At 71.1% G+C, this 25,349-nt stretch carries 22 protein-coding genes, 1 pseudogene and 1 riboswitch; of the genes and pseudogenes, 16 read left to right on the plus strand and 7 right to left on the minus strand.

What is annotated here, in order from left to right:
- The first annotated feature begins 2 nt into the window (after nucleotides 1-2).
- From AC3WXD_RS12015 to AC3WXD_RS12050, 8 genes are all read left to right on the plus strand, one after another.
- The gene (locus AC3WXD_RS12015) at nucleotides 3-812 is read left to right on the plus strand and encodes a DUF3106 domain-containing protein (protein WP_492323766.1); all 810 of its coding nucleotides are present in this window, start codon (nucleotides 3-5) and stop codon (nucleotides 810-812) included.
- Nucleotides 813-1,027: 215 nt separating this feature from the next.
- Entirely contained in the window at nucleotides 1,028-1,579 is a 552-nt protein-coding gene (locus AC3WXD_RS12020; protein ID WP_029043740.1) for an RDD family protein, read from the plus strand.
- Nucleotides 1,576-2,553, plus strand: coding sequence for an esterase/lipase family protein (locus AC3WXD_RS12025; RefSeq protein ID WP_059412994.1), 978 nt, complete (start codon nucleotides 1,576-1,578; stop codon nucleotides 2,551-2,553). Before AC3WXD_RS12020 ends, AC3WXD_RS12025 begins: the two co-directional genes overlap by 4 nt.
- 131 nt (nucleotides 2,554-2,684) lie before the next feature.
- Nucleotides 2,685-3,710, plus strand: coding sequence for a UDP-2,3-diacylglucosamine diphosphatase (locus AC3WXD_RS12030; protein WP_059412995.1), 1,026 nt, complete (start codon nucleotides 2,685-2,687; stop codon nucleotides 3,708-3,710).
- Between the two features lie 91 nt (nucleotides 3,711-3,801).
- On the plus strand, nucleotides 3,802-4,944 hold the full coding sequence (locus AC3WXD_RS12035) for a glycosyltransferase family 4 protein (protein ID WP_020203032.1): 1,143 nt from the start codon (nucleotides 3,802-3,804) through the stop codon (nucleotides 4,942-4,944).
- Complete coding sequence (locus tag AC3WXD_RS12040; protein ID WP_020203031.1) at nucleotides 4,847-5,344, plus strand: diacylglycerol kinase; 498 nt, start codon at nucleotides 4,847-4,849, stop codon at nucleotides 5,342-5,344. The genes AC3WXD_RS12035 and AC3WXD_RS12040 overlap by 98 nt, the downstream gene beginning before the upstream one ends.
- Nucleotides 5,345-5,525: 181 nt before the next feature.
- Nucleotides 5,526-6,233 (plus strand): TetR/AcrR family transcriptional regulator, encoded by a 708-nt coding sequence (locus AC3WXD_RS12045; RefSeq protein ID WP_059412996.1) that lies wholly within the window; start codon nucleotides 5,526-5,528, stop codon nucleotides 6,231-6,233.
- Nucleotides 6,230-6,814, plus strand: a complete 585-nt coding sequence (locus AC3WXD_RS12050; RefSeq protein WP_492323767.1) for an LOG family protein — start codon at nucleotides 6,230-6,232, stop codon at nucleotides 6,812-6,814. Before AC3WXD_RS12045 ends, AC3WXD_RS12050 begins: the two co-directional genes overlap by 4 nt.
- A gap of 39 nt (nucleotides 6,815-6,853) precedes the next feature.
- On the opposite strand, the gene AC3WXD_RS12055 is transcribed toward AC3WXD_RS12050, so the two are convergent.
- The 4 genes from AC3WXD_RS12055 to AC3WXD_RS12070 all read right to left on the minus strand — a co-directional run bounded on the left by AC3WXD_RS12055 (nucleotide 6,854) and on the right by AC3WXD_RS12070 (nucleotide 11,849).
- The gene (locus AC3WXD_RS12055) at nucleotides 6,854-7,288 is read right to left on the minus strand and encodes a group II truncated hemoglobin (protein ID WP_020203028.1); all 435 of its coding nucleotides are present in this window, start codon (nucleotides 7,286-7,288) and stop codon (nucleotides 6,854-6,856) included.
- 62 nt (nucleotides 7,289-7,350) lie between these two features.
- Entirely contained in the window at nucleotides 7,351-9,987 is a 2,637-nt protein-coding gene (locus tag AC3WXD_RS12060; protein ID WP_492323768.1) for an ABC transporter permease, read from the minus strand.
- Nucleotides 9,988-10,083: 96 nt separating this feature from the next.
- A complete protein-coding gene (locus AC3WXD_RS12065) occupies nucleotides 10,084-10,698 on the minus strand; it encodes a DUF4126 domain-containing protein (RefSeq protein ID WP_059412998.1) in 615 nt (204 codons plus the stop codon).
- Nucleotides 10,699-10,892: 194 nt separating this feature from the next.
- Complete coding sequence (locus tag AC3WXD_RS12070) at nucleotides 10,893-11,849, minus strand: LysR substrate-binding domain-containing protein (protein ID WP_020203024.1); 957 nt, start codon at nucleotides 11,847-11,849, stop codon at nucleotides 10,893-10,895.
- Nucleotides 11,850-12,055: 206 nt separating this feature from the next.
- Here AC3WXD_RS12070 and xdhA point away from each other — a divergent pair, with 206 nt between their 5' ends.
- The 8 genes and pseudogenes from xdhA (at nucleotide 12,056) to AC3WXD_RS12110 (ending at nucleotide 22,530) form a co-directional block, all read left to right on the plus strand.
- Nucleotides 12,056-13,567: a xanthine dehydrogenase small subunit gene (xdhA, locus tag AC3WXD_RS12075; protein ID WP_492323769.1), complete on the plus strand. Its 1,512-nt coding sequence runs from the start codon at nucleotides 12,056-12,058 to the stop codon at nucleotides 13,565-13,567.
- A 16-nt stretch (nucleotides 13,568-13,583) separates the two neighbouring features.
- Nucleotides 13,584-15,968 (plus strand): xanthine dehydrogenase molybdopterin binding subunit, encoded by a 2,385-nt coding sequence (xdhB, locus tag AC3WXD_RS12080; RefSeq protein ID WP_492323770.1) that lies wholly within the window; start codon nucleotides 13,584-13,586, stop codon nucleotides 15,966-15,968.
- An 11-nt stretch (nucleotides 15,969-15,979) separates the two neighbouring features.
- On the plus strand, nucleotides 15,980-17,032 hold the full coding sequence (gene xdhC, locus AC3WXD_RS12085) for a xanthine dehydrogenase accessory protein XdhC (protein WP_492323771.1): 1,053 nt from the start codon (nucleotides 15,980-15,982) through the stop codon (nucleotides 17,030-17,032).
- A complete protein-coding gene (locus AC3WXD_RS12090; RefSeq protein ID WP_020203020.1) occupies nucleotides 17,029-18,093 on the plus strand; it encodes an adenosine deaminase in 1,065 nt (354 codons plus the stop codon). The genes xdhC and AC3WXD_RS12090 overlap by 4 nt, the downstream gene beginning before the upstream one ends.
- A 73-nt stretch (nucleotides 18,094-18,166) precedes the next feature.
- Nucleotides 18,167-19,498: a guanine deaminase gene (gene guaD / locus AC3WXD_RS12095; RefSeq protein ID WP_059413002.1), complete on the plus strand. Its 1,332-nt coding sequence runs from the start codon at nucleotides 18,167-18,169 to the stop codon at nucleotides 19,496-19,498.
- 208 nt (nucleotides 19,499-19,706) lie between these two features.
- Nucleotides 19,707-20,807 carry a fatty acid desaturase gene (locus AC3WXD_RS12100; RefSeq protein ID WP_492323772.1) on the plus strand — a complete coding sequence of 367 codons (1,101 nt, stop codon included), beginning with the start codon at nucleotides 19,707-19,709 and terminating at the stop codon, nucleotides 20,805-20,807.
- Between the two features lie 69 nt (nucleotides 20,808-20,876).
- Nucleotides 20,877-21,623: pseudogene (locus AC3WXD_RS12105) on the plus strand (SAM-dependent methyltransferase).
- An 86-nt stretch (nucleotides 21,624-21,709) separates the two neighbouring features.
- Nucleotides 21,710-21,868: riboswitch (yybP-ykoY riboswitch) on the plus strand.
- Between the two features lie 86 nt (nucleotides 21,869-21,954).
- The gene (locus AC3WXD_RS12110; RefSeq protein WP_029043615.1) at nucleotides 21,955-22,530 is read left to right on the plus strand and encodes a TMEM165/GDT1 family protein; all 576 of its coding nucleotides are present in this window, start codon (nucleotides 21,955-21,957) and stop codon (nucleotides 22,528-22,530) included.
- Between the two features lie 19 nt (nucleotides 22,531-22,549).
- Here AC3WXD_RS12110 and AC3WXD_RS12115 read toward each other — a convergent pair whose 3' ends face one another.
- The 3 genes from AC3WXD_RS12115 to uraH form a co-directional block, all read right to left on the minus strand.
- Nucleotides 22,550-23,350: an NADPH-dependent F420 reductase gene (locus tag AC3WXD_RS12115; RefSeq protein WP_454731202.1), complete on the minus strand. Its 801-nt coding sequence runs from the start codon at nucleotides 23,348-23,350 to the stop codon at nucleotides 22,550-22,552.
- Nucleotides 23,351-23,633: 283 nt separating this feature from the next.
- Nucleotides 23,634-24,839: a urate hydroxylase PuuD gene (locus AC3WXD_RS12120; RefSeq protein ID WP_492323773.1), complete on the minus strand. Its 1,206-nt coding sequence runs from the start codon at nucleotides 24,837-24,839 to the stop codon at nucleotides 23,634-23,636.
- A 30-nt stretch (nucleotides 24,840-24,869) separates the two neighbouring features.
- Nucleotides 24,870-25,223, minus strand: a complete 354-nt coding sequence (gene uraH / locus AC3WXD_RS12125; protein ID WP_059413005.1) for a hydroxyisourate hydrolase — start codon at nucleotides 25,221-25,223, stop codon at nucleotides 24,870-24,872.
- Between the last annotated feature and the right edge of the window lie 126 nt (nucleotides 25,224-25,349).

The raw sequence follows: 25,349 nt of genomic DNA on the forward strand, positions 1-25,349 counted from the left end.
CGATGGCCAGCACCCCTTCGCGCCGCGCCGCGCCACGCCGGCGGCTGGCAGGCTTGCTGCTGGCCGGCGCCGCCGCGGCCGCTTGGCTGTCCGCGCCGCTGGCGTGCCAGGCCCAGGGCGGCCGCGCCACCGGCGCTTCTGCCGCCACATCCGCCGCCACCTCCGCCACCAGCCCCGTCAACGCGCATCCGACCTGGGCCGAGCTCTCCGTCGTGCAGCAGCGCGTGCTCGCCCCGCTGCAAGGCGAGTGGAACAACTTCCCCGAACTGAATCGCCGCAAATGGGTGCAGATCGCGGAGCGCTACCCGAAATTCTCGCCGGCCGAGCAGGCGCGCCTGCAGACGCGCATGACCGAATGGGTCAAGATGACGCCGCAGCAGCGCCGGCTGGCGCGCGAGAACTACCAGATCACGCGCTCGCTGCCGCCGCAGAAGAAGGCCGAAGCCTGGGACAAGTACCAGCAACTGCCTGAAGAACAGAAGAAGAACCTGGCCGCCGCCGAGAAGGTGCCGCGCCGCCCGGGCGCGGTCAGCGCCCTGCCCTCGGGCAAGCGGCTGCCCGCCGAGACCACGCGCCAGCTGCACCTCGAGAAGAAGGTGCCGGCCGCCGCGCACATGGCCGCCCACCACCCCGCCTCCGACGCCGGCGCGCATGTGCCCGACCTGCCGGCCGCCGCGCCGGCAGCCGGCACGATGGCGCCCGCCGCGATCCTCGCCGCGCCCGATGCGCCACACGACGCCGGCGCCGGCGCCGAGCCCGCGGCCAGCAACGCCGGCGGACCGGCCAGCCCCGACGAGCCGGTCCGCCGATAAGCGCGGCTGCCCGGCCAACTGCCGCCGGCCGGGCTTTGGCATAATGCGCGTTGCGCCCGGGCGCGCCGCCGTCGCCGCATCTGTCGCCGCGTCCGTCCTTTGTGCCTGACTTCGTGACCGGCTTGGTGACCGTCCTCGCGCCGGTCTCCCTGACCGTCGCGACGCCCTTCTTCCCGGCCGGCACCTGGCCGGCACCGCCCTTGCCCAATTCCGCCATGCCCGCCGCTGCCACCTCCCGTACCAGCACCAAGCCAGCTGCCCCGGCCGGCGCCCCTCGCCCGGCGCCCTCGCTGCGCCGCCGCGTCGCCTGCATGCTCTACGAGGGCGTGCTGCTGTTCGGCGTGCTGAGCGCCTCCACCGCGCTCTACCTGCTGGCGCGGCCGGCGCTGCGGCGCCTCGGCGTGGACGGCGAGCTCGCCATGCAGGCATGGAGCTTTCTGGTGCTGGGCTGCTATTTCGTCTGGTTCTGGCAGCGCAACGGCCAGACCCTCGCCATGCAGACCTGGCGCATGCGCGTGGAAACCGCCGCCGGCGTGCCGCCGCGCTGGCCGCGCGCCGCCGCGCGCTACCTGCTGGCGTGGCTGTGGCTGCCGCCGTCGGCGGCCGTCGGGCACGCGCTCGGCCTGGTCAAGGGGCCCTTCGTCGGCGTGCTCGCCGGCGGCCTGCTGATCTGGATCCTGCTGGCGTGGCTGGACCCGCGGCGCCAGTTCCTGCACGACCGCATGGCCGGCACCCGCCTGGCCGACCTGCGCCCGCCCCGGCCATGACGCTCTCGGCCGCCGCCTTGCGCCGCATCGCGGTGGCATTGCAGGCTGCCGCGGTGGCGGGCTGCGCGGTGGCGCTGCGCGAGCGCGCCGGCTGGACGCTCGGCGCCGGGCTGCTGGCCGGCCTGCTGCTGGTGCTGGGCCTGCTGGGGCTGTCGCTGGCCGGCGCCTTCGTGCTCTCGCTGGCCGGCTTCGGCGTGCCCGCCGGCCAGCGCCCGCCGCGGCCGCCGGCCCTGCTGGCGACCCGGCCCGCGCCGCTGGCGCCGGTGCCGGCGCTGGCCTGCTACCTGCACGAATACGCCGCCGTGCTGCGCATGTTCGACTGGCTCCAGCCGTTCTGCTCGCGGCGCCGCTTCACGCCGGCCCGCGCGCCCGGCTCGCGCCCGCCGCTGCTGCTGGTGCACGGCTACGGCTGCAACCACGCAGTCTGGCTGGACATGCAGCCGGCGCTGGCCGCGGCCGGCTACCACTGCGAGGCGATCGACCTCGAACCCGTGTTCGGCGACCTCGACCACTACGCGCTGCAGGTGCGCGCCGCCATCGCGCGCATCGCCGCCACCACCGGCCAGGCGCCGCTGCTGCTGTGCCACAGCATGGGCGGGCTGGCCGCGCGCGCGGCCGTGGCGGGACGCGGCAAGCCGCCGCCGTGCCGCGGCATCGTCACGCTCGGCTCGCCCCACCACGGCTGCGCGCTGGCGCGCTACGGCAGCGGCTTCAACGCGCGCCAGATGCGCTGCGGCAGCGCCTGGCTGCGCGCGCTGGCGGCGCGCGAGACCCCGCGCCAGCGCGCCGCGCTGGTGTCGGTGTTCAGCTGGCACGACTCCATCGCCGGCCCGGCCGGCTCGTCGTGGCTGGAAGGCGCCCACCACGTCGCGCTGTCCGGCGTCGGCCACGTCGGCCTGCTGCGCCACCCGCGCGCCACGCAGGCGGCGCTGGGCGCGCTGGCGCGACTGTGCGCGGTGGCGCCGGCCGCCTGACTCCGGGCCCGCGCGCGGCGCGCGGCGGCGGTGTTTGCCGGCGCGCCACAGTCATGTGACATTCATGTTTCCGTCACGGCTTCGTCATCGCCGGCTGGCCCAATGCAGCCATCGTCGATACCGAGGCCGCCATGGTTCAAGCCCTTCGTTCTGCCCGCGGACAACTGGCAAAGGCCGCGCAACTGCTGCGCGGCCGCACGGCGGAGTCCCCGCCGCGGCCCGGCTCCTCGTCCCTGCCCGCCGCGCTGGCCGCCTTCATGCCACCGGCCAGCACCTTGCAGCAACGCCCGCCCGCGCGCGGGGCTTCCACCCCCGCCTCCGCCAGCCTGCCGCCCCCCGCCACCACGCCCTCCGCCCCGCATCCCGCCCACCCGATCCGCCACTACCGCGCCATCTGGCTGTCCGACATCCATCTCGGCACCGCCGGCTGCCAGGCCGACTACCTGCTCGACTTCCTCAAGCACAACGAATCGGAACAGCTCTACCTGGTCGGCGACATCATCGACGGCTGGCAGCTGCGGCGCGGCTGGTACTGGCCGCAAAGCCACAACGACGTGGTGCAGAAGCTGCTGCGCAAGGCGCGCAAGGGCACCGAGGTGATCTACGTGCCCGGCAACCACGACGAAGTGGCGCGCCAGTTCGACGGCCTGGCCTTCGGCGACATCGCCGTGCGCGAGGACGCCATCCACGTCACCGCCACCGGGCGCCGCCTGTGGGTGGTGCACGGCGACCTGTTCGACGGCGTGGTGCAGCACGCGCGCTGGCTGGCCTACCTGGGCGACTCGCTCTACACGCTGATCCTGGCGCTGAACCGCCACTTCAACCGCGTCCGCGCGCGCCTGGGCTTCCCGTACTGGTCGCTGTCGCAATACCTCAAGCACCAGGTCAAGAACGCGGTCAACTACATCAACTCGTTCGAGCAGGCGATGGTGGAGGAAGCGCGCCGCCGCGGCTGCGACGGCGTGATCTGCGGCCACATCCACAAGGCCGAGATCCGCGAGGTGGACGGCCAGCTCTACTGCAACGACGGCGACTGGGTGGAAAGCCTGTCGGCGCTGGTCGAGACGCAGGAAGGCGAACTGCAGATCGTCTACTGGACCAAGCTGCTCGACGCGCCCGCCACGAGCGGCCGCCGCGCCGCCGTCACGGCCGCCTGAGCCCGCGCCGGCCACCAACGCAGTCCCCCGGCCCCGGCCTCACCCCGCCGGGGCCGGGACTCACCCACGCGGCCCGCCGCAAGGAGCAGACATGAAGATCCTGATCGTCACCGATGCCTGGGAGCCGCAGGTCAACGGCGTGGTGCGCACCCTCAAGTCCACCCGCCGCGAACTGAGCGCGCTGGGGCATACGGTCGAGCTGATCACGCCGCAGGAATTCCGCACCATTCCCTGCCCCACCTATCCCGAGATCTCGCTGTCCCTGTTCGCCGGCGCCAAGGTGCGCGAGCGCATCCGCGCGTTCGCGCCCGACGCGCTGCACATCGCCACCGAAGGCCCGCTCGGCCTGGCCGCGCGCCGCTACGCGCTGCGCGAGCAGTTGCCGTTCACCACCGCGTACCACACCCGCTTTCCCGAATACGTGCAGGCGCGCTTCGGCATCCCGCTGGCCTGGACCTACGCCTTCCTGCGCTGGTTCCACGGCTCGGCGCGCGCGGTGATGGCGCCCACGCCGGTGGTGCTGCAGGACCTGCGCCGCTACGGCATCGCGCACGGCGTGCTGTGGACGCGCGGCGTGGACCTGGACGTGTTCACCACGCAGCAGGCCAACGTGCTCAACACGGCCCATCCGATCTTCCTCTACGTGGGCCGCGTGGCGGTGGAAAAGAACGTCGAGGCCTTCCTCGCGCTCGACCTGCCCGGCTCCAAGTGGGTGGTCGGCGACGGCCCGGCGCTGGCCTCGCTGCGGGCGCGCTATCCGGGCGTGAACTACCTCGGCGTGCTGAGCCAGCCCGAGCTGGCCAAGGTGTATGCTTCAGCCGACGTCTTCGTGTTTCCGAGCCGCACCGACACCTTCGGCCTGGTACTGCTCGAGGCACTCGCCAGCGGCCTGCCCGTGGCGGCCTACCCCGTCACCGGCCCGATCGACGTGCTCGGCGAGAGCAGCGCCGGCGTGATGCATGAAGACCTGCGCGAAGCGTGCCTGGAGGCACTGCGCATCGACCGCGCCACCGCCCGCGCGCATGCCGAGCGGTTCTCGTGGCGCGCGGCCTCCGAGCAGTTCCTGACACACCTGCAGCCGCTGCCGGCCGCGCGCGACAACGCGCCCGGCGGTGCTGCCCGTCCCTCATCCGAACATGCCGACTCCGCATCGACCGCCCGTATCCAGCCGCCCGCCGGCGGCCCAGACCTCGGCGCCGGCCAAGGCTTCGCCGAACAGCGACTACACGATTGAGCAGAACCCGCACAAAGGCAACCGCGGGCTGGCGCGGGCCTGGCATGCGGGCATCAATTCCCTGTCCGGGCTGCGCTACGCGGTGCTGGAAGAAAGCGCCTTCCGCCAGGAACTGACGCTGGTGGCGATCCTCACGCCATGCGCGCTGTTCCTGCCGGTGGACGTCGTCGAGCGCATCCTGCTGCTGGGCACGCTGCTGCTGGTACTGATCGTGGAGCTGCTCAACTCCAGCGTGGAAGCCGCGGTGGACCGCATCTCGCTGGAGCGCCACGGCCTGTCCAAGCGCGCCAAGGACTTCGGCAGCGCCGCCGTGATGCTGGCGCTGGTGCTGTGCGGCGGCACCTGGCTGGCGATCGCCGGGCCGATCGTGGTCGGCTGGCTGCGGCAACTGGCCGGATGAGGAGCGCGCGGCGGGAATGGGCGGCGGGATGAGTGGCGGGACGGATGCTGGAATGGGCGGCGAAATTGGCGGCAGGATAGGCGGCAGGATGGAGGCCATGCCGGCCGCATGCGGCAGTGCGGCAAGCGCGATTGCTTATAATCGCCTTCAACCCACCGAATTGCCGCTCGCCCGGCCGCCCATGGAATCCAAACCGCAACCCGGCCCGCGCCGCACCCGCGACCGCATCCTCGACGTCTCGCTGCGCCTGTTCAACGAGCTCGGCGAGCCCAACGTGACGACCACCACGATCGCGGAGGCGATGGAGATCAGCCCCGGCAATCTCTACTACCACTTCCGCAACAAGGACGACATCATCAACTCCATCTTCATGCTGTTCGAGCAGGAGATGGAGCGCCGCCTCAAGTTGCCGGAAGACCACAAGGCCACGCTGGACGAAAGCTGGGGCTACCTCCAGTACATGTCCGAATTCCTGTGGAACTACCGCTTCCTGTACCGCGACATCAACGACCTGCTGGCGCGCAACCGCATGCTTGAAACCAACTTCAAGCGCATCGTCGAGCAGAAGAAGCGCCTGGCGATGGAGATCTGCCGCCAGTTCCAGGAAGACGGCGAGATGGAAGCCACGCCCGAGCAGGTCGACGCGATCTGCACCAACATGGTCGTGGTGTCCACCTACTGGCTGTCCTTCCAGTTCGTGCAGCACCCGCGCCAGTACAACGACCCGGACCAGATCCGCGGCTACCTGCACGGCGCCAGCTACCACATCTTCTCGATCCTCGCGCCCTACCTGCGCGGCAGGGCGCGCGAGGCGTTCGAGCAGCAGGCGCGCGAATACGCCGCCGCGCGCGCGGCCCAGACTCCCAACCTGAAGGAAGACAACAAGTGAAGTCCGTTTGCATCTACTGCGGCTCCAGCCCCGGCAACCGTCCCGAATACGCCGAAGCGGCGCGCGCGATGGGCAGGCTCCTGGCCGAGCGCGGCCTGGCGCTGGTCTACGGCGGCGGCAAGGTCGGGCTGATGGGCATCGTGGCCGATGCCGTGCTGGCGCACGGCGGCACCGCCATCGGCATCATCCCCGAGGCGCTGATGCAGAAGGAGGTGGGCCACCGCGGCCTGAGCGAGCTGCACGTGGTGCGCAACATGCACGAGCGCAAGCAGATGATGGCCGACCGCGCCGACGCCTTCGTCGCCATGCCCGGCGGCGTGGGCACCTTCGAGGAACTGTTCGAGACCTTCACCTGGCTGCAGCTCGGCTACCACGCCAAGCCGGTCGGCCTGCTCAACGCGGCCGGCTTCTACGACGGCATGCGCGGCTTCCTGCAGCACGCCGTCGACGAAGGCTTCCTCAAGCAGGTCCACAACGACCTGCTGCATGTCGACACCACGCCCGAAGGCATCCTCGACAAGCTCGCCCGCGCGCCGCGCGTGACCGTCGACAAGTGGCAGGAAAAGCGCGGGCAGACCTGAGTCCCGCGCGCCGGGTCCGCGGCCGCCTCGCGGCGGCCTTCAGCGCGGCACGTTGCGCATCCAGTCGGCGGTGTCGAAGAACGCCTTCATCAGGCGCAGTTGCAGGTCGTCGGGCAGGCCCACGTCCTGCATCGCCAGCGCCATGCAGCGCAGCCACTGGTCGCGCTCGCTGGTGCCGATCTGGAACGGCAGGTGGCGCGCGCGCAGGCGCGGGTGGCCGAAGCGCTCGATGAAATGGTTGGGCCCGCCCAGCCAGCCGCACAGGAACCAGAACAGCTTGTCGCGCGAGCCGTCGAGCGAGGCGGGATGGAGCGAGCGCAGCCCCTTGAACTGCTCTTCCAGGTCCATCAGGTCGTAGAAGCGGTCCACCAGTTCGCGCACGCGCGCCTCGCCGCCGACCAGTTCGTAGGCGGTGGTCTCGGTGGCAGCAGCATCGGTGGTTTCAGTGGCTGCGGGGTTCGGATCGGTACTCATGAATGCTCGTCAGGTCGTCGGGCGCGGGGCGGCCATGCCGCCGGAAGGCATGCGAAGGCCGCTCAGGCGTCGCGCAGCGTGGCCAGCGCGGGCTGCCGCAGCACCTCGCGCAAACCCAGCCAGCCCCCCGCAAAAGCGCACAGCATGCCAGAAAGCACGCCGGCCGGCACGATCCAGCCATTGAAGCGGTACGGGAAGTCGAACACGAACTGCGACAGGCCCCAGCCCACCGCGATCGCGCCCAGGCTGGCCAGCAGCCCCGCCAGGCCGCCCACCACCAGGAACTCGGTGTACTGCGTCTGCCGCACCACCGCGGCCGAGGCGCCCAGCGCCTTGAGCAGGCCGGCGTCGCGCTTGCGCTCGTCGCGCGAACCGGAAAGCGCCGCGTAAAGCACCGTCACGCCGGCCGCCAGCGTGAACACGAACAGGAATTCCACCGCGGCGATGACCTGGTCGAGCACTTCCTGGATCTGGCGCAGGATCAGGTCGGTGTTGACCACCGTGATGTTGGGGAAGGCCGCCACCAGCCGGTTGCCCAGCGCCGCCTGCGGCGCGGGCAGGTGGAACGCGGTGATGTAGGTCTCGGGCATGCCCTTCATCGCCGCCGGCGGCAGGATGACGAAGAAGTTCACCCGCATCGAGCCCCAGTCCAGCTTGCGCAGCGACGTCACCGGCGCCTCCACCGGCTGCCCCGCCACGTCGAAGCGCAGCGTGTCGCCCAGGTGGATGCCGAGCGTCTTCGCGATGCCCTCCTCCACCGACGCGCCGGCCTCGCCGCCGCCGGCGGCCAGCCAGCGGCCGGCGACCACGCGGTTGCCCTCGGGCAGCCGGTCGGTGTACGACAGGTTGAACTCGCGCTCGACCAGGTTGCGCGCGCGCCCGTCCGGGTACTGCCCGGCCTGCACCGGCTGGCCGCCGATGTGCGTCAGGCGCCCGCGCACCATCGGGTACAGCAGGTCGGCGATGCCGGCGTGCGCGAGCATGCCGGCCAGCGGCGCGCGCTGGTCGGGCTGGATGTTGATGATGAAGCGGTTGGGCGCGTCCGCCGGCGTGGCGTTGCGCCACGAGGCGATCAGGTCGTTGCGGGTCATGCCCAGCAGCAGCAGCGCCATCAGGCCCACCGCCAGCGCCACGGTCTGCAGCACCGTCACCGCGCGGCGCCGCTCCAGCACCGCCAGCGCGAAGCGCCAGCCCACGCTGCCGCGCCCCGGCTTGCGCCCGCGCATCAGGCGCGCCAGCAGGCTCAGCAGGCCCAGCGCCAGCAGCGCGAAGGCCACGCCGGCGCCGAGAAAGCCGCCCGCGGTGGTCAGGCCCAGCTTGAGGTCGCGCGCGGCCACCAGCAGCAGCGCCACGAAGGCGCCCAGGCCGAGCCCGTAGGCCACCCACGTGGACACCGGCGGCGCGCCCAGGTCGCGCCGCAGCACGCGCAGCGGCGGCACGCGCGTGAGCGCCAGCAGCGGCGGCAGCGCGAAGCCCGCCAGCAGCACCATGCCGGCCAGCAGGCCCACCAGCGCCGGCACCAGCGACGGCTGCGGCAGCGTCACGGTCAGCAGGTTGCCCAGCGACAGCAGCAGGCCGTAGTGCGCCAGGTAGCCCAGCACCACGCCGGCCACCGCGCCGCCGATGCCCAGCAGCAGGAATTCCAGCGTGAAGGCCAGCAGGATCTCGCGGCGCGACAGGCCCATGCACTTGTACACCGCGCAGGCGTCGGTATGGCGCTGCATGTAGCGGCGCGCGGACATGGCGATGGCCACCGCCGCGATCATCGCCGACAGCACCGCCACCAGCGACAGGAAACGCTCGGCGCGGTCCAGCGTGGCGCGCATCTGCGGCTGGCCGGACTCGAGCGACTCCACGCGCGTGTTGCGCAGCCCGCGCCGGCCGATCTCGGCCTCGGCCCAGCGCTGGTAGGCCTGGCCGGCCGCGTCGGGGCCCGCCACCAGCAGGCGGTAGGTCACGCGGCTGCCCCAGCCCACCAGCCCGGTGGCATCCAGGTCCGACAGCGGCAGCATCACGCGCGGCGCGAAGTTCATGAAGCCGGCGCCGCGGTCGAGCTCCTGCGTGACGATGCGCTCGATGCGAAAGCCGCGGCTGCCGAGCTGGATGGTGTCGCCCAGCGACAAGCCGAGCGAATCGAGCAGCGCCTCGTCGACCCACACCGTGCCGGGCGCCGGGATGCCCGCGGCGGCCACTTCCGGGCCGCCGCGCGCGCCGGCCACCTTGACCTGCCCGCGCAGCGGGTAGCCCGGGCCGACCGCCTTGAGCGCGGCCAGTTGCGAAGGCGGCTCCGCCGCCGCGGCCGAAGCGCCGGCGGCCGTGGTCTCCTGCCCGGCCCGGTGCGCGGTGGCCATGCTGGGAAAGGTGACGGTCTGCGCGGTGGCCAGCCCGGCCTGCGCGGCGCGGGCGGCGAAGGCCGCGTCGAACGGCTGGTCGCTCACGATCAGCACGTCGGCGGCGATCATCTGGCGCGCGTCGCGCTCCAGCCCCAGCCGCATGCGGTCGGCCAGGAAACCCACGCTGCTCAGCGCCGCCACCGCCAGCACCAGCGCGAACAGCAGCAGGTACAGCTCGCCGGCGCGCCAGTCGCGCCGCGCCATGCGCAGGGCCTGGCGCCACGGGGAGAAGCGGGCCGCGGGCGCCGCCGCGGCGGCAGGGAAAGCGCCGGCGATCCCGGCGGCCGAATCCAGTTCGGAAGGCATCAGTCAGTTATCCGTGCACATGCGTTGAAGCGGCCCGCCAGGCAGGCCGCCGGTTGTCCGGTGAAGATGTGAAGGCAATGAATCCGGCTTGGGGCGCTAGCGCCGCGGCAGCCGGCGCGCCGCGACGGCGGGCTCGCCCCGCCCCAGCGCCTGGCGCAGCCGGCGCAGGCCGCGCCACAGCCTGGGCAGCAGCCAGATCGCCACCACCAGCAGCAGCGCCAGCACCACCAGGAACGCCACCGGCAGGAAGAAGGCCAGCAGCAGGCCGCCGCTGGCGGCGACGTCCTCGCTCAGTGAGGCAGCCCAGTTCGAAAACGGTTCCGGCGAGACGTTGATCAGCGCGCGCGTGCCGGCCTTGGCCGCGTGCGCGGTGCCCGCCAGCGTGCCGCCGGCCAGCCCTGCGGCCATCACCCATTGCGGATCGAGCTGGCCGAACGCGGCGGCGGCCAGGATCGCGCCGGCGGGAATGCGGATGAAGGTCTGGATGCCGTCCCAGAACGAATCGAAGCCGGGCACCTTGTCGGCCACGAACTCGGCCAGCGCCAGCAGCGCGGCCAGGGCGATCATCCACCATGACTCCAGCACCTGCAGCCCCGGCGGCAGGTGCAGCAGCCCCAGGCGCCCGAGCGCGCCGGCCGTGAACACGGCCAGGTAGAGGCGGAATCCGCTGGTCCAGGACAAGCCCGCGGCCAACGCGGCCGTTTCTAGCATGAGGCTCCTTGCGTGTCTGTGGCGGAAGGCGCGCAGCCAGCCGCTGCAAGCAGTGTAATACGGCGCCGCCGGAATGGCCGACGAATGGCTGACGAATGGCCGCCCGGATGTCGCGTAACCGCCGCCATCGCGGCCAGGGCCGTGGCCAGCGCCGGAAGCGTCATGCCAGTCACATGCGGCCGTCCGCCGGCGGATCAGGCCGGCACTTCCCCGAGCCTGGGCAACTGCGGCAGTTGCGGCAGCTCGGCCGCCACCTCCGCGATCATGCGCCGCAGCCACATCACGTCCGGCGCCGCGTGGCAGCGCTCGTGCCAGAGCTGGTAGAAGCGCATGCGCGGAAACGGCACCGGCGACGGCACCATGCGCAGCGGCAGGTACTGCGAATAATGCGCGGCGAACTGGCGGCCGGTGGTGAAGACCATGTCGGTCTTCATCAGCACGTAGGGCACCAGGCCGAAATACGGCAGCGTGACCTGGATATTGCGCTTGTAGCCTTGCTCGGCCAGCGCCTGGTCGATCATGCTGCGCTGCATGGACGCATACGGCGCCGGCGCCAGGTGCGGCATCTCCAGGTAGTGCTTGAGCGTCAGGCCCTTGCGCGCGAGCGGGTGCTGGGCGCCGAGCATGCACACCACCTCGTCGTCGAACAGCGGCGAGATGTGCAGGTGCTCGGGCGGCGACAGCCAGTTGCCGACCACGATGTCGAGCTGGCCCTGCTCCAGGCTTTCGAGGAAGTCGCTGGAGGAGGTCATCGGGTGCACGAACAGCCGGGCGCCCGGCGCCAGCCGGCGCACGCGCTCGACGATGTTGGGCAGGAAAAAGGCGTCGAGGTAGTCGGGCGCGCCCAGGTGGAACGTGCGCGTGGTGGTGGCCGCATCGAAATGCTGCGGCGGGCGGGCGATGCGGTCCATCGCCGCCAGGCTCTGCTCGGCCAGCGCCAGCAGCTCGCGCCCGCGCTCGGTCGGCACCATGCCGCTCTTGCCGCGCACCAGGATGGCGTCTCCGGTGATCTCGCGCAGGCGCTTGAGCGTGTTGCTGATGGCCGGCTGCGACTGGCCCAGCTTGACCGCCGTGCGGGTCACGCTCTGCTCGGTCAGCAGGGTGTGCAGCACACGCAGCAAATAGGTGTCGAGATGGTCGCGTCCGTGCATGGCGAGGGGGCGCCGGGGCGCGCCGCGGCGGCCGGTGGCGTGGGGGATGGGAACGGCGCATAGTGTATGTCAGGCACCCCGCCAGCGGTCAATCCGGGCGGCGGCGCAACGCGCTCCCGCCCTTGATGGGGCATATCACCTGGGCCGAATATTGCATCATCGGCCTGAGTGCTATGTTTTGCCCCATTGCAAAGAGAGACGACATCATGGAGACGCAAACCATCCGCTTCTACCACCGCGGCCAGGTCAGGGAGGTCGGCGGCGCGCCCGTGACCCGCACCGTGCTGCAGTACCTGCGCGAGGACGTGCGCTGCACCGGCACCAAGGAAGGCTGCGCCGAGGGCGACTGCGGCGCCTGCACCGTGGTGCTGGGCGAGCTGCGCGAGGATGGCGAAGTCGAGTTCAAGGCGGTCAACGCCTGCATCCAGTTCCTGCCCACGCTGGACGGCCGCGCGCTCATCACCGTGGAAGACCTGCGCCAGGCCGACGGCGCGCTGCACCCGGTGCAGCAGGCGCTGGTGGAGTGCCACGGTTCCCAGTGCGGCTTCTGCACGCCCGGCTTCGTGATGTCGCTGTGGGCGCTCTACCAGCAGCACGCCGGCGACGCCGGCAGCGGCCGCGCGCCGGCGCGCGACGCCATCTGCGACGCCCTTACCGGCAACCTGTGCCGCTGCACCGGCTACCGCCCCATCGTCGAGGCCGGCCAGCGCATGATGGCGCTGCCGGCGCCGCGCGCCGGCAAGCTCGATGCGCGGCACATCGCCGAAACCCTGCGCGCGCTGCGCCGCGACGACACCTTCCACTACAGCGCCGACGGCCAGCATTTCTACGCGCCGCGCACGGCGTCGGCGTTCGCCGCGCTCAAGGCCGCCGAGCCCGGCGCGCGCATCCTGGCCGGCAGCACCGACGTGGGGCTGTGGGTCACCAAGCAGTTCCGCGAGCTGGGCAACCTGCTGTACGTGGGCCAGGTGGCCGACCTGCAATACATCCGGGAAAGCGAGGGCATGATCGAGATCGGCGCGGCGGTGTCGCTGGAGCGCGCCTACGCCGCGCTGGAAGCGGCCCACCCCGGCCTGCGCGAGCTGTGGAAGCGCTTCGCCTCGCTGCCGATCCGCAACGCCGGCACGCTGGGCGGCAATATCGCCAACGGCTCGCCGATCGGCGACTCCATGCCCGCGCTGATCGCGCTCGGCACCGAAGTGGTGCTGCAGCGTGGCGACACGCGCCGCGCGCTGCCGCTCGAAGACCTCTACCTGGCCTACCAGAAGACCGCGATGGCCGAGGGCGAGTTCGTCGCGGGCCTGCGCGTGCCGCTGGCCGGCCCGCGGCATTTCCGCACCTACAAGCTGTCCAAGCGCTTCGACGAGGATATTTCCGCGGTGTGCGCCGCCTTCGCCATCACGCTCGGCGACGACGGCGTCATCGCCCACGCGCGCGTGGCCTTCGGCGGCATGGCCGCCACGCCCAGGCGCGGCGCGCATGCCGAGGCCGCCCTGCTCGGCCAGCCCTGGACCGAAGCCACCGCGCGCGCCGCGATGGCCGCGCTGGCGCGGGACTACGCCCCGCTCACCGACATGCGCGCCACCGCCGCCTACCGCAGCCGCGGCGCCGCCAACCTGCTCTACCGCTTCTGGCTGGAAACGCGCGCCGACGCGCTGCCGGCGGCGGCCGTCAACGTCCGCGCGCCGGGCGCCGGCCAGGCCCTGGCCACCGCCTGAGGGGAGGACCGGCACCATGAACAAGCAAACCGAACCCTTCCTGCTCGACGCCGGGAACGAACGCGACGACGACGACCGCGCCATCGCCACGCCGCAGGTCGGCATCTCGCGCCCGCACGAATCGGCGCACCTGCACGTGGCCGGCACCGCCACCTACACCGACGACATCCCCGAGCTGGCCGGCACGCTGCACGCCGCGCTCGGCATGAGCACGCGCGCCCATGCGCGCATCAGGTCGGTCTCGCTCGACAAGGTGCGCGCCGCGCCCGGCGTGGTGGCGGTGCTGACCGCCGACGACATCCCCGCCACCAACGACTGCGGCCCGATCCTCCACGACGACCCGATCCTGGCCACCGGCGTGGTGCAGTTTATCGGCCAGCCGCTGTTCGTGGTGGTCGCCACCTCGCACGACGCCGCGCGCCGCGCCGCGCGCCTGGGCGCGATCGAATACGAGGACCTGCCCCCGGTGCTGTCGCCCGAGGCCGCGCACCAGGCCGGCAGCTACGTGCTGCCGCCGATGCACCTCGCGCGCGGCGAGCCGGCCGGCCGCATCGCCGCGGCCGCGCACCGCGAGCGCGGCCATATCCGCCTGGGCGGCCAGGAGCAGTTCTACCTGGAAGGCCAGATCGCCTACGCCGCGCCTAAGGAAAACGACGGCATGCACGTATGGTGCTCCACCCAGCATCCGACCGAGATGCAGCACGCGGTGGCGCACATGCTGGGCTGGCACGTGCACCAGGTGCTGGTGGAATGCCGGCGCATGGGCGGCGGCTTCGGCGGCAAGGAATCGCAGTCGGCCATCTTCGCGTGCTGCGCGGCGCTGGCGGCGTGGAAGCTGCTGTGCCCGGTCAAGCTGCGCCCGGACCGCGACGACGACATGATGATCACCGGCAAGCGCCATGACTTCATATTCGACTACGAGGTCGGCCACGACGCCGACGGCCGCCTCGACGGCGTGGCCGTGGAGATGGTCTCGCGCGCCGGCTTCTCGGCCGACCTGTCCGGTCCGGTGATGACGCGCGCGATCTGCCACTTCGACAACGCCTACTGGCTGCCCGACGTGCGCATCGACGGCTACTGCGGCAAGACCAACACGCAGAGCAACACCGCGTTCCGCGGCTTCGGCGGCCCGCAGGGCGCGTTCGCCATCGAGTACATCCTCGACAACGTGGCGCGCACCGTCGGCCGCGACGCGCTCGACGTGCGCCGCGCCAACCTGTACGGCAAGACCGAGCGCAACGTCACGCCCTACGGCCAGACCGTGGAGGACAACGTCATCCACGAACTGCTCGACGAGCTGGAAGCCAGCAGCGCCTACCGCGCGCGCCGCGCCGCCACGCGCGCGTTCAACGCCGCCAGCCCGGTGCTCAAGAAGGGCATCGCCATCACGCCGGTGAAGTTCGGCATCTCGTTCAACGTGGCCCACTTCAATCAGGCCGGCGCGCTGGTGCACGTGTACAACGACGGCTCGGTACTGGTGAACCACGGCGGCACCGAGATGGGCCAGGGCCTCAACACCAAGGTGGCGATGGTGGTGGCGCACGAGCTCGGCATCCGCCTGGAGCGCGTGCGCGTGACCGCCACCGACACCAGCAAGGTGGCCAACACCTCAGCCACCGCCGCCTCCACCGGCTCGGACCTGAACGGCAAGGCCGCGCAGGACGCCGCGCGCCAGATCCGCGAGCGGCTGGCCGCGTTCGCCGCGCGCCAGGCTGGCGTGGAACCCGGCGAGGTCAGCTTCGGCGACGACCTGGTGGTGGCCGGCGAGCTGCGCCTGGACTTCAGCGAGCTGGCCCGCCAGGCCTACATGGCGCGCGTGCAGTTGTGGTCGGACGGCTTCTACACCACGCCCAAGCTGTACTGGGACCAGTCGAAGCTGCAAGGCCGGCCGTTCTATTACTTCGCCTACGGCGCGGCCTGCTCCGAGGTGCTGGTGGACACGCTGACCGGCGAATGGAAGCTGCTGCAGGCCGACGTGCTGCACGACGCGGGCCGCTCGCTCAACCCGGCCATCGACATCGGCCAGGTCGAAGGCGCCTTCATCCAGGGCATGGGCTGGCTCACCACCGAGGAACTGTGGTGGAACCAGGACGGCAAGCTGATGACGCACGCGCCGTCCACCTACAAGATCCCGACCGTCAACGACTGCCCCGAGAACTTCACCGTGCGGCTGTTCGACAACCGCAACGTGGAGGACAGCATCCACCGCTCCAAGGCGGTCGGCGAGCCGCCGCTGCTGCTGCCGTTCTCGGTGTTCTTCGCCATCCGCGACGCGGTGGCCAGCGTCGGCGGCTACCGCGTCAACCCGCCGCTGTCGGCGCCGGCCACCGGCGAGGCCATCCTCGACGCGGTGGACGCGGTGCGCGCCGCGGCTACCCCGACATCCCCGGCATCCTGGTAGGAAGGCACATCATGCAGGACGCCCCGCTCAAGCCCTTCCGCTTCGCCGACGCCATCCGCTGCGTGCGCGCCGGCGTGCCGGCGGCGCTGGTCACGATCGCCGAGGTCAAGGGCTCGGCCCCGCGCGAGGCCGGCATCCGCATGCTGGTGACGGCCGGCGACCTCGTCGGCACCATCGGCGGCGGCCATCTCGAATGGCGCGGCATGGAGATCGCGCGCGGCATGCTGGCGGCCCGGGCCGCGCCGGACACGGGCGGCCCGGCGCGCCAGGTGGTGCGCATCCCGCTCGGCCCGGCGCTGGGACAGTGCTGCGGCGGCGTGGTGCGGCTCGCCTTCGAGGTGCTCGGCGAGGCCGACCTGCCGTGGCTGGAAGCCGTGCAGGAAGCCTTCGCCGCCGGCCGCTCGCTGGCGCGCACGGTGCCCGCGCATGGCCCGGTGCGGCATGCGCCGGCGCCGGCGCTGCTGCCCTCGGTGACGCTGGACCGGCACGGCGGCTGGACCGACGTGATGGTGCCCGACGAGATGCAGGTGGTGCTGTTCGGCGCCGGCCACGTCGGCCATGCGCTGGTCACGCTGCTGACCAGCCTGCCGTGCCGCGTGCACTGGGTGGACGAGCGCGACACCCTGTTCCCGGCCGGGCTGCCGGCCAACGTCAGCGCCGAAGCCACCGACACCCCGGAGGCGGTGATCGACGCCGCGCCGGCGGGCAGCTATTTCCTCGTGATGACGCACAGCCACGCGCTGGACCAGACGCTGTGCGAGCGCATCCTGCGCCGCGACGACTTCGCCTATTTCGGCCTGATCGGCTCCAAAACCAAGCGCGCGCGCTTCGAGCACCGCATGGCCGAGCACGGCATCGACCCGGCGCGCTTCGCCGAAATGACGTGCCCGATGGGCATCGCCGGCATCACCGACAAGGCTCCGGCTATGATTGCGGTTGCCATCGTCGCCCAGTTGCTGCAGGTCCGCGACCAGCGCGCCGCCCACCTGGGCGCGCTGAGCGCGGCACGCGGCGGCGAAGCGGCGGGAACGACGCAAACCAGAACCGCAAAAGGAACCCCATGACGCTCGATGCCGCGCTCGCCGACCGTATCCGCCTGACCCCCAAGGCGGAGCTGCACGTCCATATCGAAGGCACGCTCGAGCCCGAGCTGATCTTCCGGCTGGCCCAGCACAACCACGTGAAGCTGCCCTATCCCAGCGTGGAAGCGCTGCGCGACGCCTACGCCTTCACCGACCTGCAGTCCTTCCTCGACATCTACTACGCCGGCGCCAGCGTGCTGCTGACCGAGGATGACTTCTTCGACATGACGATGGCCTACGTGCAGCGCGCGGTGGCCGACAACGTGCGCCACGCCGAGATCTTCTTCGACCCGCAGACCCACACCGCGCGCGGCGTGCCGATCGGCGTGGTGATCGACGGCATCTCCGACGCGCTGGCCCAGGCGCGCACGCAGTTCGACTTCTCCAGCAGCCTGATCCTCTGCTTCCTGCGCCACCTGTCTGAGGAAGACGCCTTCGCCACGCTGGAAGCCGCGCTGCCCTACCGCGACCGCTTCATCGGCGTAGGGCTCGACTCCTCCGAAAAAGGCCACCCGCCGGCGAAGTTCGCGCGCGTGTTCGCGCGCGCCCGCGAGCTCGGCCTGCGGCTGGTCGCGCATGCCGGCGAGGAAGGCCCGGCGCAGAACGTCACCGACTCGCTCGACATCCTCAAGGTCGAGCGCATCGACCACGGCGTGCGCGCCATCGACGATGCCGCGCTGGTCGAGCGCCTGGCGCGCGAGCGCGTGGCGCTGACCGTGTGCCCGCTGTCGAACCAGAAGCTCAAGGTCTACCCGGACCTGCGCGACCACTCGCTCAAGCGCCTGCTCGACGCCGGCGTGCTGGTCACGCTGCACTCGGACGACCCCGCCTATTTCGGCGGCTACATGAACGCCAACTGGGAAGCCACCTTCGCCGCCCTGCCGCTGACCGCGGCCGACGGCCATGCGCTGGCGCGCAACAGTTTCGAGGCGGCCTTCCTGCCCGCCACGCAGAAGGCCGCCTTCCTCGCCGAAGTCGACCACTTCTGGCAAGCGCCGCTGCCCGCGGCCGAACCCGCCGCCGCGCCGGCCGCCCCGGCCTGAGCGCGGCGCATGCCGAGATGCCGGCGCGCGGCCCCGAGCGGGCGGCGCGCCGGCGCACCACGAGACACCAGCCATGACGACCAGCCCCCCGACTTCCGCCACCACCCGCGCCATCCGCGGCCGCGTGCTGCATTTCCTGCGCGACCCCCAGTTCCATGAAGACGCGCACCAGTACTGGGAAGACGGCGTGCTGATCGTCACCGCCGGGCACATCGCCGCGGCGGGCGCCTACGCCGAGCTGGCCGCGCGGATCCCGCCCGGCGCCGAGATCGTCGACCGCCGCGGCAAGCTGATCGTGCCGGGCTTCATCGACACCCACGTGCACTACCCGCAGACCGACATCATCGCCTCGCCCTCGCCGGGCCTGCTGCACTGGCTCGACACCTACACCTTCCCCGAGGAGCGCCGCTTCGCCGAGCCGGAATACGCCGCCGCGGTGGCCGGCTTCTTCGCCGACGAACTGCTGCGCAACGGCACCACCAGCGCGGTGGCCTGGAGCACCGTGCACAAGGCCTCGGCCGAGGCGCTGTTCGCCGAGGCCGAGCGCCGCAACCTGCGCCTGGTCACCGGCAAGGTCATGATGGACCGCAACTGCCCCGAGTTCCTGCGCGACACCGCCGAGTCCGGCGCGCGCGACTCGGCCGACCTGCTGTCCCGCTGGCACGGCAGGAAGCGCCTGTCCTACGCCATCACGCCGCGCTTCGCGCCGACCTCCACCGAAGCGCAGCTGGCTGCCTGCGGCGAACTCGCCAAGGCTTACCCGGACGCCTTCATCCAGACCCACGTGGCGGAAAACCGCGACGAGGTGAAATGGGTGGCCGAGCTGTTCCCGCAGGCGCGCAGCTACCTCGACGTCTACGACCAGTACGGCCTGCTGCGCCCCGGCGCGCTCTACGGCCACGCCATCTACCTGGACCAGGATGACCGCCGCCGCCTGGCCGACAGCGGCGCCGCGGTGGCGCACTGCCCCACCTCCAACCTGTTCCTCGGCAGCGGCTTCTACGACTTCCACCAGTCCGACGCCAACCGCCTCAACGTCACGCTGGCCACCGACGTGGGCGGCGGCACCTCGTTCTCGATGCTGCGCACCATGAACGCCGCGCACAAGGTCGCGCGCATGGGCGGCTACCACCTGAGCGCGCTGCGCATGTTCTACCTCGCCACCCGCGCCGCCGCCGACGCGCTCGGCTGGAGCGCGCGCGTGGGCAGCTTCCTGCCCGGCTGCGAGGCCGACTTCATCGTGCTCGATCCGCAGGCCACGCCGCTGATCGCACGCCGCAGCGAGCGCTCGCAGACGCTGGAAGAGCAGTTGTTCGCCTTCGCCATGCTCGGCGACGACCGCGCCGTGAGCGAGGTCTACGTGATGGGCGAGGAAGCCGGCGCCACGGCGCGCGCGGCGCACTGAAGCGGCAAACCCCGGGGGAACAGAGCGGGGTGGCGACCCCAAACGGCACGGGAAAGTGCCGCTTGAAACTCTTTTAGAGTGCCGCCATGCTCTTTTTGACGCCAGTCAACACCCCCGTCATACATCCCTTCTAAGCTGTCGCAATCTCGGGCCCGTGCGGCCACTAATCGCCCAATTCCATTCCAGGCGTTCGACAACTGAAGGTGCCATGACCGTCTCGCAGCAAATTCCCTTTCCCGAACCGGTTTCCCCCGACGCTCCGCTGCCCCCCCGCAAGGTCATCCGCGGCTGGATGCTCCCGATCACGGCGCGCAGCACGCCGCGCGCGCTGGTGCTGTTCGCGCTCGACACCGCGCTGTTCGCCGCGGCGCTGGCAGCCGTGGTGCTGCTCTCCCACTGGCTGGCCAAGACGGCCGCCGGCGTGGTGACGGGCCTCATCATCGCCCGCCTGTTCATCATCGGGCACGACGCCTGCCACCAGAGCCTGACGCCGCGCCGCGGCCTCAACAAGTGGCTCGGGCGCCTGACCTTCCTGCCGTCGCTGACGCCCTACAGCCTGTGGGAAGTGGGCCACAACGTGGTCCACCACGGCTACTCCAACCTCAAGGGCTTCGACTTCGTGTGGGCGCCGTACTCGCTCGAGGAATTCCAGGCGCTGCCGCGCTGGCGCCGCGCGATGGAGCGCATCTACCGCACCGGCTTCGGCGCGGGCCTGTACTACCTGGTGGAAATCTGGTGGTGCAAGATGTTCTTCCCGAACCGCCGCCAGATGCCCACGCGCCGCGCCATCTTCATGTGGGACTGCGTGCTGGTGGCCGCGTTCGGCGCCGCCTGGATCGGCGCGCTGGTGTGGCTGGCGCTGGCGACCGGCCAGTCGGCCGTGCAACTGGTCGGCCTGGGTTTCGTGCTGCCGTTCCTGGTGTGGAACCTGACCGTGGGCTTCGTGCTCTACGTGCACCACACCCACACCAGCGTGGCGTGGTACGACACCAAGGCGATGTGGGCGCGCGCCCAGCCGTTCGTCTCCACCACCGTGCACCTGCGCTTTCGCTACGGCATCGGCGCGGCGCTGCACCACATCATGGAGCACACCGCGCACCACGTCGACATGAGCGTGCCGCTGTACCGCCTCAAGCGCGCCCAGGCGCTGCTGGAGCAGGCCCTGCCGGGCCGCATCATCATCCAGAACTTCAGCTGGCGCTGGTATTTCGGCACCGCGCGCCGCTGCAAGCTGTATGACTTCAAGGCGCTGTGCTGGACCGACTTCCGCGGCCGCCAGACCAGCGACAACGCGCCGGTGCCGCTGTAAGCGGGGCAGCCGCGCCACAAGGTGATGCACGGATCCGGATCCCATTCGCACCCGTAAGGAGCCGCCGCGGTGGACATTCCACGGATCTTCAGCATCACCGAAAGCGCTCACCGCATCCATAACCCGTTCTCGCCCGAAAAGCTCGCCACGCTCGGCGCGGCGCTGCGCATGGCGCCAGGAACCCGTGTGCTCGACCTTGGCAGCGGCTCGGGCGAGATGCTGTGCACCTGGGCCCGCGACCACGGAATCACCGGCACCGGCATCGACATGAGCCGGTTGTTCACCGGGCAGGCGAAACTCCGCGCCGAAGAGCTCGGCGTCGCCGATCGGGTCCGGTTCATCCACGGCGACGCTGCCGGCTACGTCGCCGACGAGAAGGCCAACGTGGCGGCCTGCCTCGGCGCCACCTGGATCGGCGGGGGCGTGGCGGGCACCATCGGGCTTCTGGCGAAGAGCCTGCGCGCCGGGGGGATCATCCTCGTCGGCGAACCGTACTGGCTGCGGTTGCCGCCGACGGAAGACGTCGCCAGGGGCTGCCTCGCCGGCTCGGTCTCCGACTTTCTCCTGCTTCCGGGACTGCTCGCGTCTTTCGGCGACCTCGGCTACGACGTCGTGGAAATGGTGCTGGCAAGCCAGGACGACTGGGACCGGTACGAGGCGGCCAAATGACTCACCATGCGCCGATGGCTCGAGGCGAATCCCCACGACGACTTCGCGAAGGATGTTCGCGCCGGGCTGGCCTCGGAACCCGGGCGCTACGCCGCGTACACGCGTGAATACCTGGGCTGGGGCGCGTTCGCGCTGATGGCGCGGTGACGCGAGGCGGCGATCGGCAACGGACTTTCTCCGGCGCGCGGCGCGACCGGAGGGACTGGACGAGAACAGCCCGCCTTGGCATAATGCGGGCTTCCATTGGGGAGTAGCCGCCCCGTTTTCACCACCCGCGCAACGCGGGATGCGGACAAACGGGGGCACACGTCAACAGACTTGACCGCTTGCGGTTATGGCGTGCGCAGCTTCCGGGGCGGGCCTGCGGCCTGCTTCCAGGGCCTGGCGAGACCGATGACATCACCTTTCTGGCCGGGCCGGGAAAGGTGCGTGTCATTGGCATCTCGCGATGCATCGGCCCGGACACACCCACAAAAGAATGGAAGCCTTCCTCGTCTCCACAGGCATCGTCGCCCTTGCTGAAATGGGCGACAAGACCCAGTTGCTGTCGCTCGTGCTCGCGGCCCGCTACCGCAAGCCGCTGCCCATCATCCTCGGCATCTTCATCGCCACCATCGTCAACCACGGTTTTGCCGGCGCGCTCGGCGGCTGGATCACGCACGTGCTCGGCGCCGACGTGCTGCGCTGGATCCTCGGCGCGGGCTTCATCGCGATGGCCGGCTGGATGCTGATCCCCGACAAGCTCGACGACGCCGAGCAGGGCAAGCCGGCCAAGGGCGCGCTCGGCATCCTCGGCACCACCATCGTGGCCTTCTTCTTCGCGGAGATGGGCGACAAGACGCAGATCGCCACCGTGGCGCTGGCGGCGCGCTTCAGCGGCGAGGTGATCGGCGTGGTGGCCGGCACCACCTTCGGCATGATGCTGGCCAACGCGCCCGCCGTGCTGCTCGGCGACCGCTTCGCCAACAAGATGCCGATCGCGCTGGTGCACAAGATCGCCGCGGCGATCTTCCTGGTGCTGGGCGTGCTCGCGCTGCTGGGCGTGGGCGCCTGAGCGCGGCGCGGCGCCGGCGCTATTGCGGCGCCGGCCTGCCGAGCACCTGCGCGATGCGCGCGCGCAGCTCGTCGGCCGAGCCCATCTGGCGGAACAGCGGGCCGCCCGGCGCGAAGCTGTTCGCGGTGGCCAGCGGGCCCACCACCACCGGCTCGAAGCCGGCGTCGCGCACGAGCTGCGCGCCGACGCGCAGGGCCTGCGCGTCATCCGCGGCGATCGGCACCGCCAGCAGCCCGCCCGCGCGGTGACTCTCCCGCGCGAACTCGGCCGCGCCCGTGAAGTTGAACGCGCGCACCACGCGCGCGCCGCGCAGGTACTTCGCCGTGGTGATGCCGATGCCGTTGCCGGCCGCCTCGTCGGCGATGGCGCCGTCGCGCGCGCGCACCGCGTTGGTCGCGTCCACCACCACCTTGCCGCCGAAGGCGTTGCCGTTCTGCTCGGCGAGCTCGGGCAGCGCCTTGTAAGGCACGGCCAGGAAGATCACGTCGGCGAACGCCAGCGCGTCGGCCACGGTGCCGGCGCGCGCGAGCGGGCCGAGCTTGTCCACCAGCGGCTTGAGCGCGTCCGGGTGGCGCGAGGAAAACAGCACCGGGTGGCCGGCCCGCACCCACAGTCCGCCGATGGTGCCGCCGATGTTGCCGGAACCGATCACGCCGATGCGCGCCGGGCCGGCATTGCCTTGCGCCCGCGCGCGCGCGGGACGCAGGCCCAGCGCCAGCGCCGCCAGGGCGGCACCCGAGCCGCCCAGCAGCAAACGGCGGCGCCGGTCGGCCACGGCATGCGCCACGGTGGTGGTGGCCTGACTATCGGGACGAGACATATCTGACTCCTGAGTTCGAGAACCACAGGGGGCGACTCATGGCAGGCACCGCGCCGCCAGTGCCCGGCAAGCGCGTGGCACGGGCGGCACGGCTGGCCTGCCTTCGCACTCTAGACCAAAAATGGCGCGTGCGTGGCGGCGCGGCGCGGCGCGGCGCGCATCGTGGCGTAGTGGCGGTGAAATGAAAACGGGGCTTGCGCCCCGTTGGATTGCCGGCAACCTTCGGCAAGCTGGCGATGCCGGCAAACCCGGCCAGGCGTGCATCACGCCGGCCAGCCCCCCATCAATTCGCCGTCTTCGCCCCCGCCTCGAACCACTGCCCCAGCAGCGCGCGCTCGTCGTCGGTGATCTGCGTGACGTTGCCCAGCGGCATGGCCTTCTGCTGCACGGCCTGCTGGTAGATCAGCTGCGCGTGCGCCTTGATCTCGTCGGCGGTATCGAGCTTGATGCCCTTGGCGGCGCTGGGCATCAGCTTGGGCGACGCGGCGTGGCACTGGATGCAGCGCGAGTTGATGACCTCCTGCACCTGGGCGAAGCTCACCGGCGCGGCGGCCGCGCCGTCCTTGCCGGCCACGGTCTCGCGCGGCACCGGCGCGATCATGACCGCGACCACGCCGAGCACGGCCACGCCGGCGGCGGGCCACGCCACGTTGATCCTGCCCTTGTGCTTGAGGATGAAGAACTGGCGGATCAGCACGCCGGCCAGCATGATCAGCACCAGCACGGCCCAGTTGTACTTGTAGCTGTAGGTCATGCTGTAGTGGTTCGACAGCATGGCGAACAGCACCGGCAGCGTGAAGTAGGTGTTGTGCACGCTGCGCTGCTTGGCGTGCTTGCCGTGCACCGGGTCGACCGGATCGCCCTTGCGCAGCGCCGCCACCACCTTGCGCTGGCCGGGGATGATCCACACCAGCACGTTGGCGCTCATGATGGTGGCGATCATCGCGCCGGTCAGCAGGAACGCCGCGCGGCCCGAGAACACGTGGCACGCCACATAGGCGGCCACCGCCACGTAGACCGCCACCAGCACGCCGACGGTGCGGTCGCTCTTGCCGAACAGGCGGCAGATGCAGTCGTACACCACCCAGCCCGCGGCGAGGTAGGACAGCGCCAGCCCGACCGCCGCGCCGGGCGACATGTCGTAGACGTTGCGGTCGATCAGGAACGTGCTGGCGTTGAACAGGTACAGCACCACCAGCAGGCCGAAGCCGGTCATCCAGGTGGAATAGGACTCCCAGTAGAACCAGTGCAGGTTCTCCGGCAGCGTCCTGGGCGCGGTGAGGTATTTCTGCGGGTTGTAGAAGCCGCCGCCGTGCACGGCCCACAGCTCGCCGCCCACGCCCTTCTCCCGCAGCTCGGGGTCCTGCGGGCGCGTCAGGCTGTTGTCGAGCCAGACGAAATAGAACGAGGAACCGATCCACGCGATGGCGGTGATGACGTGCACCCAGCGCAGCAGCAGATTGGCCCAGTCGAGGATATAGCCTTCCATGTCTTGTCTCCTGTGTTGCCTGGCCCGCGCTCAGCTGCCGCGGTAGGTCGAATACGACCAGGGGGAGACCAGCAGCGGCACGTGGTAGTGCGCGGCCGTGTCGGCGATGCCGAAGCGCAGCGTCACCACGTCGAGGAAGGCCGGCTCGGGCAGCGCCGCGCCCTGCGCGCGGAAGTAGTCGCCGGCGCCGAACTCGAGCTCGTAGACGCCGGCGGCGAAGCTGTCGCCCTCCAGCAGGGGCTGGTCGCAGCGGCCGTCGTGATTGGTGACGACGGTCTTCAGCGCCTCCCTGCGATTGTCGACAATTTTATGCAGGGTGATCGACATGCCGGCGCCGGGTTTGCCGGTTGCGGTGTCGAGTACATGCGTGGTCAAGCGTCCCATCCTGTTCTTCCTTAGGGCTTTGGGTTGTGAGAGGCGCCGCTGCCTTCACTAGCACCATTTATGGGAATGGTGCCCGCTCGGTACGTATTTCTAACGCATCCCGGCGCTGGACTGGTGCAGGGCGAA

The sequence above is a fragment of the Cupriavidus sp. FW216-B1 genome, from assembly GCF_058789195.1.